At 73.1% G+C, this 7,462-nt stretch carries 7 protein-coding genes; 1 reads left to right on the top strand and 6 read right to left on the bottom strand.

Annotated elements, in window-relative coordinates:
• A partial coding sequence (locus EJK15_RS17325) for a WecB/TagA/CpsF family glycosyltransferase (RefSeq protein WP_206060915.1) occupies positions 1–752 on the top strand: 752 nt, incomplete at its 5' end.
• Here the strand turns inward: EJK15_RS17325 and EJK15_RS17320 are convergent.
• From EJK15_RS17320 to EJK15_RS17295, 6 genes are read right to left on the bottom strand one after another with little or no spacing between them, the layout of a single operon-like run.
• Positions 739–1,620, bottom strand: coding sequence for a sulfotransferase (locus tag EJK15_RS17320; protein WP_138711460.1), 882 nt, complete (start codon positions 1,618–1,620; stop codon positions 739–741). The genes EJK15_RS17325 and EJK15_RS17320 overlap by 14 nt on opposite strands.
• Complete coding sequence (locus EJK15_RS17315) at positions 1,617–2,903, bottom strand: lipopolysaccharide biosynthesis protein (RefSeq protein WP_240777031.1); 1,287 nt, start codon at positions 2,901–2,903, stop codon at positions 1,617–1,619. The genes EJK15_RS17320 and EJK15_RS17315 overlap by 4 nt, the downstream gene beginning before the upstream one ends.
• A complete protein-coding gene (locus EJK15_RS17310; protein WP_138711459.1) occupies positions 2,891–3,745 on the bottom strand; it encodes a sulfotransferase domain-containing protein in 855 nt (284 codons plus the stop codon). The genes EJK15_RS17315 and EJK15_RS17310 overlap by 13 nt, the downstream gene beginning before the upstream one ends.
• Complete coding sequence (locus EJK15_RS17305) at positions 3,742–4,641, bottom strand: hypothetical protein (RefSeq protein ID WP_138711458.1); 900 nt, start codon at positions 4,639–4,641, stop codon at positions 3,742–3,744. The genes EJK15_RS17310 and EJK15_RS17305 overlap by 4 nt, the downstream gene beginning before the upstream one ends.
• Complete coding sequence (locus EJK15_RS17300; RefSeq protein WP_138711457.1) at positions 4,638–5,903, bottom strand: hypothetical protein; 1,266 nt, start codon at positions 5,901–5,903, stop codon at positions 4,638–4,640. The genes EJK15_RS17305 and EJK15_RS17300 overlap by 4 nt, the downstream gene beginning before the upstream one ends.
• Entirely contained in the window at positions 5,900–7,216 is a 1,317-nt protein-coding gene (locus EJK15_RS17295) for a Wzz/FepE/Etk N-terminal domain-containing protein (RefSeq protein ID WP_138711456.1), read from the bottom strand. Before EJK15_RS17295 ends, EJK15_RS17300 begins: the two co-directional genes overlap by 4 nt.
• Positions 7,217–7,462: the final 246 nt, after the last annotated feature.

Here is a 7,462-nt window from a genome sequence, read left to right as displayed (position 1 = left end):
GGGTGGACGCGCTCACCGAGGACCAGGTGATCCAGCGGGTGGCCGCCGAGCTGGAGGCGGGCCGGGGCGGGCGCATCGTCACCCCGAACATCGACATCTGCCAGGTCGCGGCCAAAGACCCCTCGCTCAAGGACCTGGTGTGCTCCGCCGAGTTGGTGGTGGCCGATGGGATGCCGCTGGTGTGGGCGGCCAGGTTGCTGGGCACACCGCTGCCCCAGCGCGTCACGGGAGCCGACCTCATCTGGGCGCTCAGCAAGCTCGCCGCCCGCCGAGGCTGGCCCGTCTATCTGCTCGGCGGCCCCCCAGGCGTGCCGCAGAAGGCCGCAGCCGAGCTCACGACCTGCTACCCGACGCTGCGGGTCTGCGGCGCCCACGCTCCGCCGTACCGCTTCGACACCACACCTGAGGGACGCCGGCTCGTGCGGCGGAGGGTGATCGCCGCGCGGCCCCGGCTCGTCTTCGTCGGGCTCGGGTTTCCCCGGCAGGACCTGCTCATCGCGGAGCTGCGTGAAGAGCTCCCGGAGGCGTGGTTCCTGGGGTGCGGGGCGGCGATCTCCTTTGCGGCGGGGACGGTGCCGAGGGCGCCGGAATGGCTGCGGCGGGCCGGGCTGGAGTGGGCGTTCAGGCTCGTCAGCGAGCCGGGACGGCTGGCACACCGCTACCTGGCCGACGACCTGCCGTTCGCGGCGCGGCTGCTGGGCCGGTGCCTGGTCACGCGCCTCAAGGAAAGGGCCGGCGCTACGCGGAGGTGAGGGCGCGGACGCGGGCCGCGTCCGCCGGGCTGAGTCCGCGGGCGGCCACTTCGAGCGCGCGGCGGGAGTCCATGCGCCGGTACGCCGTGCGGGACAGGCCCGACCAGCGGAAACCACCTTCGTTCGACGGACCGGTGCACGCCCTGGCGATGCGGCGTCCGGCGGCGGGGGTCCAAGGGAGGCCCGCGTAGGCGTACAGGCGCTCGAAACCGGGGAGCGGGTCGGCGGCCAGGGATTCGTACGAAACAAGGAGGATTCCCGGCGTTCGGGTCAGGATCGCGTGGGTGACCCGCCAGAGGGCGGCGATCTTGGCGATGCGGTCCTGGGAGTCGTCGAGGGCGAGCAGCTCCGGATGGTCGCGAACCAGCATCGGCTGGTCCAGGAGCTCGTGGAAGTGGACCGTCCAGCCCAATCGCCGCCAACTCGCCACGAACGACACCGGGTCCCGTATCAGCGCGATGACCCGGCACCCCAGCCGCCGGGCGAACCAGCCCGCGCTCAGCACCGCGAACGGATCGTCGAGCAGCGCGCGCCGGCCCGCCAGGCGGCCGAGCGTGAAGGCGGTGCCGTAGCGGAGGAGACGGGCCAGGTCGTAAGGGGAGCGGTTCGCGCGCAGCTCAGCCGCCCAGTGGTAGCGCAGGGCGGTCGTGTCGCGGAAGGCGGGCAGCCAGGCGCCGGCGTTGTCGTCGCAGATGTACTGGAACCGGTGAGTCACCTCCGCCCTGAGCACGCCCGGGCAGCGGCCGGGCGGGTGCTGCGGGTTGAGCGGCTCGTTGACGTAGACCAGGCCGCCGCCGGCCGCGAGCATCTTCCCCGTCCAGCTCGTGCCGCTCCTCGGCAGCCCCGTCACCAGGATGGGGGCCCTCATGCCGCCGCCCACGTGCGCAACCGCAGCGCCGCCAGGGTGTGGCGGCCGAACGGGTGCAGGCCGTAGCGGCGGTGGAGCTGCCACAGCGGCAGCAGGTTCTTGACGATCACGCCGCCCGACCAGCCGGCGACCGCGCCCAGCGCCCCGTGCGCAGGGATGAGGGCCAGATCCAGCGCCAGCGTGCAGGCGATCGCCGCAACCAGGTTGAGCAGGCTCGTCCCGGTGTGCCCGGCGGCGGTGAGTACGACGTCCACCATCCCGCAGGCCGTGGCCACCATCATCGTCCCCGCCAGCACCAGCGCCACCGGCACCGCCGACCCGTACGCGGGCCCGAAGACCCCCAGCAGCCAGGGCGCCAGCGCGCCGTACGCCAGCCACACCGGCCACGTCACCAGCACCAGCCAGATGGTGGCGCCCTGGTACAGCTCACTGGCCCGGGCCAGCTCCCCGCTCGCCAGCGCGCCGACCAGCCGAGCCTGGACGGCCTGCGCCAGCCCTTGGTTCGCCAGCTGCCCGACGACCTTGAACCGGGTGGCGGCCGTGTACACGGCCGCCTGCGCGGGCCCTCCGAGCAGCGCGACGACTACGATGTCCACCCGCTGGAACACCGCCTGGATCGCCCCGGCGACCGACCGCGGAGCCGTGTACCGCCACAGATCCCGCCCCGTCCCCGGCAGGTACCGGCTCCTCGGCATCCGCCCCCGCAGCCCGGCCGCCGCCAGCACCAGCACCGGCACGTACGGCAGCCCCCACGCCACCGGCAACCACTCAGGCACGCCCAACACCGCCACCCCGGCCACCAGGACGAGCTGGCAGGCGGGCAGCAGCAAACCGTCCAGCAGCACGGTGGGCCGCATGGACCCGAAGCCCCGGGTGGCGGCCAGCAGCACGTCCCCCAGCACGATGACCGGCAGGACCGCCGCCACCGGCCCCACCCGCGGATACAGCACCACCGCGGCCCCGCACGCCGCCACCGCGCAGGGCACGAGCGCCGCCCGGATATATCCAGAAATGCCGCGATACCCGTAGGTCTCCGCGCGCGCGATGAAGTAGACGAGCCCGTTCCCCGCGTCCAGCTTGGCGATCCCCGCCGCCATGAGCGCCACGGCGGTCGCCGCGAAGAAGGCCCCGGCCTCCGCCACGGTGAACGCCCTGGTCACGACCACCACCAGGACGAACTGCGCCACCGCGGAGAAGGCCGCCCCCATCACGCCCGCGATCCCGCCCCGGATCAGCCCCACGCTCCCAAGAGCCGTGATCCCACCCCGGGTCACCGCCGCCACGACGGCTCCTCGCCCAGCCACCGCACCAGCCGCGCGTCATACGCCTCGAAGTGGTCCCGCAGCGCTTGCCCCAGCACCCGCGGCACCCGCCGCGGCAACGACCTGCCGTTGTGCCGCTCGAACACCGGATACCCCAGATGCGGCACCCCCAGGAACTCCAGCACCCGGTCATAGACCGGCTCCGGCTCCCGGAAGAACCGGTGGCTGTCCAGGACCAGGATCCGGTCCCGCCCGAACAGCGGCTCCAGCCGGTCGAGCTGCTCGGCGTAGCGGCCCCTGGCCAGGTAGGCGTGATGGCGGTGGGAGTGATGCAGCATGTACGGCGACTCGCGCAGCAACTCCTCGGCCCCCGCCAGCCGCCGCGCCTCCAGCTCGACCGCGTACTCGAAGTGCGACTCCTTCTCGAACCCCCTGGCCAGCTCGTGGGCGTGCGCCGAGCAGGCCCGCTCCACCGGATCGCGGACGAGGACGATCAGCTTCACCCCGGGCAGATCGGCCGCGATCCGCTGCCCGGCCAGCGGATGGAACAGGTAATAGGGGGACGACTCGAACGCCGGCGCGCGGCCGCCGTACCGATGCCCGATCAGCGCCGCCCCCACCCGCAGCGGGAAATGCCCCTGATACCAGGACAGCCCGCGCCAGTAGGCGACGTCGAAGTAGTGCACGCCCTTGTGCAGCACCGGCTTGAGCAGCAGCGGATGCTGCGCCAGCGCCCGGTACATCGACGTGGTGCCGCACCGCTGCGCCCCCGCGATCAGGAACGACGGCAGCACCCGCACCCCGGACGTGAGCCTGCCCGCGCTCCGCGACAGCGACAGCACGGACCGCTTCGTGGTCCTCATGTGAGCAGCTCCTCGTGGTCGACGGCCGGGTTGAGCCAGGTCTCCGGCGGCCCGAGCGGCGCGTGCCCGTCCGCGGCGTGCCTGTCGGCCAGGGCGATGAGGTAACGCAGCGCGGTCTGCTTGGCGGTGGCCGCCGACAGGCCCAGCGGGGCGAGCTCGCGGGCGGCCCGGGCCACGCACGCCCGGGCGGCGGCGGGCGGATCCATCCTGCGCAGCGCCCGCTGGAAGAAGTAGTGCACGGCGTCGAACCCGTAAGGCACATCGACCTCGTAGCGCTCCCAATCCCACACGAGCAGCCGCCCGTCGGGCGCCGGGCACATGTTCCACGGCGCCAGGTCCCCGTGCCAGGCGGCGCTGCGCCCTCCGGTGCGCGCGATCTCCTTGATCGCCTTCAGCAGCAGCGGCGGCCGGGGCGCGCGGCCGCGCCGCACCGGTAGCGGCGACAGGGCCAGCACCGCCAGCCCGCGCCAGTCGCCGTGGTGCAGCACGGCCGGTGTGGCCACGGTCTCCAGTCCGAGTCCCGCCAGCCGGCGCAGGGCCGCCGCCTCGGCGGTGATCAGCTCGCGCGCCTGCGGGCTGTCGCCGATCTTCACGAACGCCAGCCGCCGCCCGCTGGAGCGGACCTCCAGGATGGGTTTGCGGTTGGCCCGCCGCGCGGGACGTACGTGAAGAACGATCTCGACCGGCCGGCCGAAGACCTCACTCAGGTGCTCCGCGATGGACCCCTCGCCCGGCACCACGACCTCGGACCAGAGGTGCCACCAGCGGCGCGGCGCCAGCCTGCGGGGCACGGCGGCGTGCGGCAGCACGGTGTACGCCCGGGGCGAGCCCGGCCCGGGATACAGCAGCCGGACGGTCTCCGCGAGGTAGCCGAGCCGGACGTCGGCGTCGTTCATGCGTTCCTCCACAGGAGGGCGAACGAGACGAGGTAGAGGCTGAGCGGCGTGACCAGGCCGTCGTAGACGAACATGTAGAGCAGCACCAGCCCCATCACCAGCACCCCGGCCAGCCCGATCGGGCTGCGGTCGGGCCAGTGGCGCCGAATCGCGCCGAGGAAGAACGCCACATAGAGGGCCGCCCCCGTGAACCCCTGCGTGATGATCAGCAGCCAGAGCTGCCCGTCGCTGCCCAGCGGCGGATGCCCGCAGGTCATGCACCACTGGGTCTTGCCCGTGGTGATCGTGCGGTGGTTGCCCGTCGCGTTGCGGGTGTTGCCGTAGCCGATCACCGGCGAGTGCCCGGCCGCCACGAGGGTGGCGGTCACGGTGAAGGCTCTGATGTCGTTCGAATGCGGTTTGTCCAGCCGCTGCGCGACCAGCGCCGCGAGCGGGCTGAGCGCGAACGCCAGCGCCGCCGCCGTCACCGCCCCGCACAGCGCGACCCTGGTGCGCCCGCCCACTCGGACGATCAGATAAACGATCGCCAGGCCGAGGCCGATCCACAGGCCGCGGTTGAGCGAGTACACGATCGGGATCGCGGCCAGGGCGACCATCCCGGCGGCGAACAGCCTGTGCCGCCGCCCGCCGTACACCCACCAGCCGACCACGAACCAGACCAGCAGCACCGACACGTTGCTGCCCCACGCGTTCGCCCACTCGAACGGCGCCTCCGGCCGGGGCGAGGCGTAGCCGAGCACCTTCTGCGTCTGGGCGGCGGTGGGGTGGATCAGGTTCTGCACGAACGGGTTCTCGGCCAGCCACCGCGGCAGCACCAGCTCCACCGGCGAGGTGAAGGAGAACCCGGGGAAGAACACGCCGAGCAGCCCGCCCGCGACCGTCGTGACGAACAGCACGCCGAGCATCCGCACCAGCCGCAGCTGCGGCAGCTCGCGCTCGGTCAGGTTGCCCAGGTAGAGCATCATGATCAGAACGGCCGCGTAGAGCGCCAGCCGCATGGCGTAGCCGGCGACGCGGCCGGGGCCGAGCTCGCCGTACGTGCCCGGCGGCGTCTCGGCCAGCATCATCGCGCTCACCAGGTAGCCGGTGAGCAGCAGCAGCCACAGGCCGAACCCGGGCGGCACCCTGACGGGCCTGCGCCGCCACAGCAGCACCGCCATCGGCGCCGCCAGGACGATCACCGACAGGCCGCCGAACCCGAGCGCCCACCAGACCGGATAGCCGACCAGCAGCGCCGCGATGGGCCAGGCGGGTCCTGTCACGTCGGCTGACCCGGCCGGGTTTGGCGCAGCACCTGCATGGGCGTGGTCTCGGCCGACACGCTCACGCCGAACTCGCCGGTGGCGACGAGCTTGCCGAGCGGGGTGTGCTGGCGCGGCTCCGGCAGCGGAACGAACGACGGGACCGCGTCGGTGGCCGCCACCACGCCGATGATCGGGATCTCGTGCCGGCCCAGCCGGCGTACGGCGGCCGCGACCTGCTCCGCGCCGACCCGGCCCAGCCCCACCAGCAGCAGGGTCGCGTCCGCCCTTGCCAGATCGCGTACGTCGGAGCCGTCGAGCACCGACAGCGGCGCGCTGACCGTCAGCGGCTCGGCCAGAGCTGAGGAGCAGAGGTCGGCGGGCAGCGCCTTGACCAGCAGCCGCTTGCCCGGGCACGCGGCGACCACGGCGCAGGCCAGCTCGTGCAGCTCGCCCGGCTCGCGCGGTCCCGACAGGTCGGCCAGCACCGGCAGGCCGGTCAGCCGCTCCACGTCGGCGGCCGTGCGCAGCCGCGTGTCGAGCCGGTCGCGGGCGTAGGCGGCGGCGGAGCCGGCGAGCAGCCCCGCCATCAGCCCGGTGCCGAGGTGAAGGGGCAGGCTGGGCGAGCTGGGCGCGGCCGGCGGCGCCGCCCGGCTGATGATCGCGCCGGGGGTCACCGCGACCGTCCGCAGCGCGTCGTACTTGAGCGTCAGGCTGGCGGCCTGCCGGTTGAGCAGGCTCCGCCGCTGCAGCGCGATCTCGTGCTCGGGGCCGCCCTTGGGCAGCCTGCCGAGCTCCCTGATGGCCGCTTCGATCCCCGCGTTGACCTGCTTGAGCTTGGCCAGCACCGCCTGCTGCTGCTCGGTGAGCGCGGCCAGCGCGCTCTCGCGCCGGTGGACGAGGTAGGCGTCGGCGTACGCGTGGGACTGGGCGGCCGAGACGGCCGGGTCGGCGGCGGTCACCGAGATCCACAGGACCGCCGAGTTGGGCGGCACCGAGACCTCGACCGGCTCGGGGACGCCGATCCCCAGCGTCCTGGCGGCCCGGGCGGCGACCACGGCCGACTGCGCGACCTGGGCCTCGGTGTCGAGATTGAGCGACTCGCGCTGGCGGGCGGTCACCTGGTTGCCCGGCTCCTGCGGGCCGACCGGCATGACGTGGACCTGCGTGGTGGCGGTGTAGGCGGGTGGGGTGAGGCGCATCAGCGCGAGCCCGGCCGTGCCGCCGAACACGACGCAGCCCACCAGGAGCAGCCACCGCCTGCGCAGCAGCGAGAGATGCTCGTCCAGGTCGGCGCCGGGGCGGCGCACCTGGACGTCCGGCGACTGGCTCATGGGGCGGTCTCCTGGATGGTGTACGCGGTGTCGCCGATCGACGACGCTGCGTCACATGCCGAAGTGTGCGCCCACTATAGGGCGGACGGTCAGCACCCAGGTGGAATACGCAAGATTTTCTCCAGTACGGCAGGAAAGAAGGGCCTCCATAAATCGAAATTCCATGAAAATTCGGGCGCACCGTTACCAGCAATGACCTGGGGAGACTTCCACACTGGCTGAAGTTCCAGGAATGACATGGCAGGG

Source organism: Nonomuraea basaltis (assembly GCF_005893125.1).
Taxonomy (GTDB): Bacteria; Actinomycetota; Actinomycetes; order Streptosporangiales; family Streptosporangiaceae; genus Nonomuraea; species Nonomuraea basaltis.
The sequence above is the reverse complement of the archived record's forward strand: the minus strand, read 5'-3'. Positions and strand labels throughout refer to the sequence as shown.

Coding starts and splice junctions, on each gene's coding strand:
- EJK15_RS17305 (WP_138711458.1), bottom strand. CDS start 4,641: ATGAACGACGCCGACGTCCGGCTCGGCTACCTCGCGGAGACCGTCCGG.
- EJK15_RS17310 (WP_138711459.1), bottom strand. CDS start 3,745: ATGAGGACCACGAAGCGGTCCGTGCTGTCGCTGTCGCGGAGCGCGGGC.
- EJK15_RS17320 (WP_138711460.1), bottom strand. CDS start 1,620: ATGAGGGCCCCCATCCTGGTGACGGGGCTGCCGAGGAGCGGCACGAGC.
- EJK15_RS17295 (WP_138711456.1), bottom strand. CDS start 7,216: ATGAGCCAGTCGCCGGACGTCCAGGTGCGCCGCCCCGGCGCCGACCTG.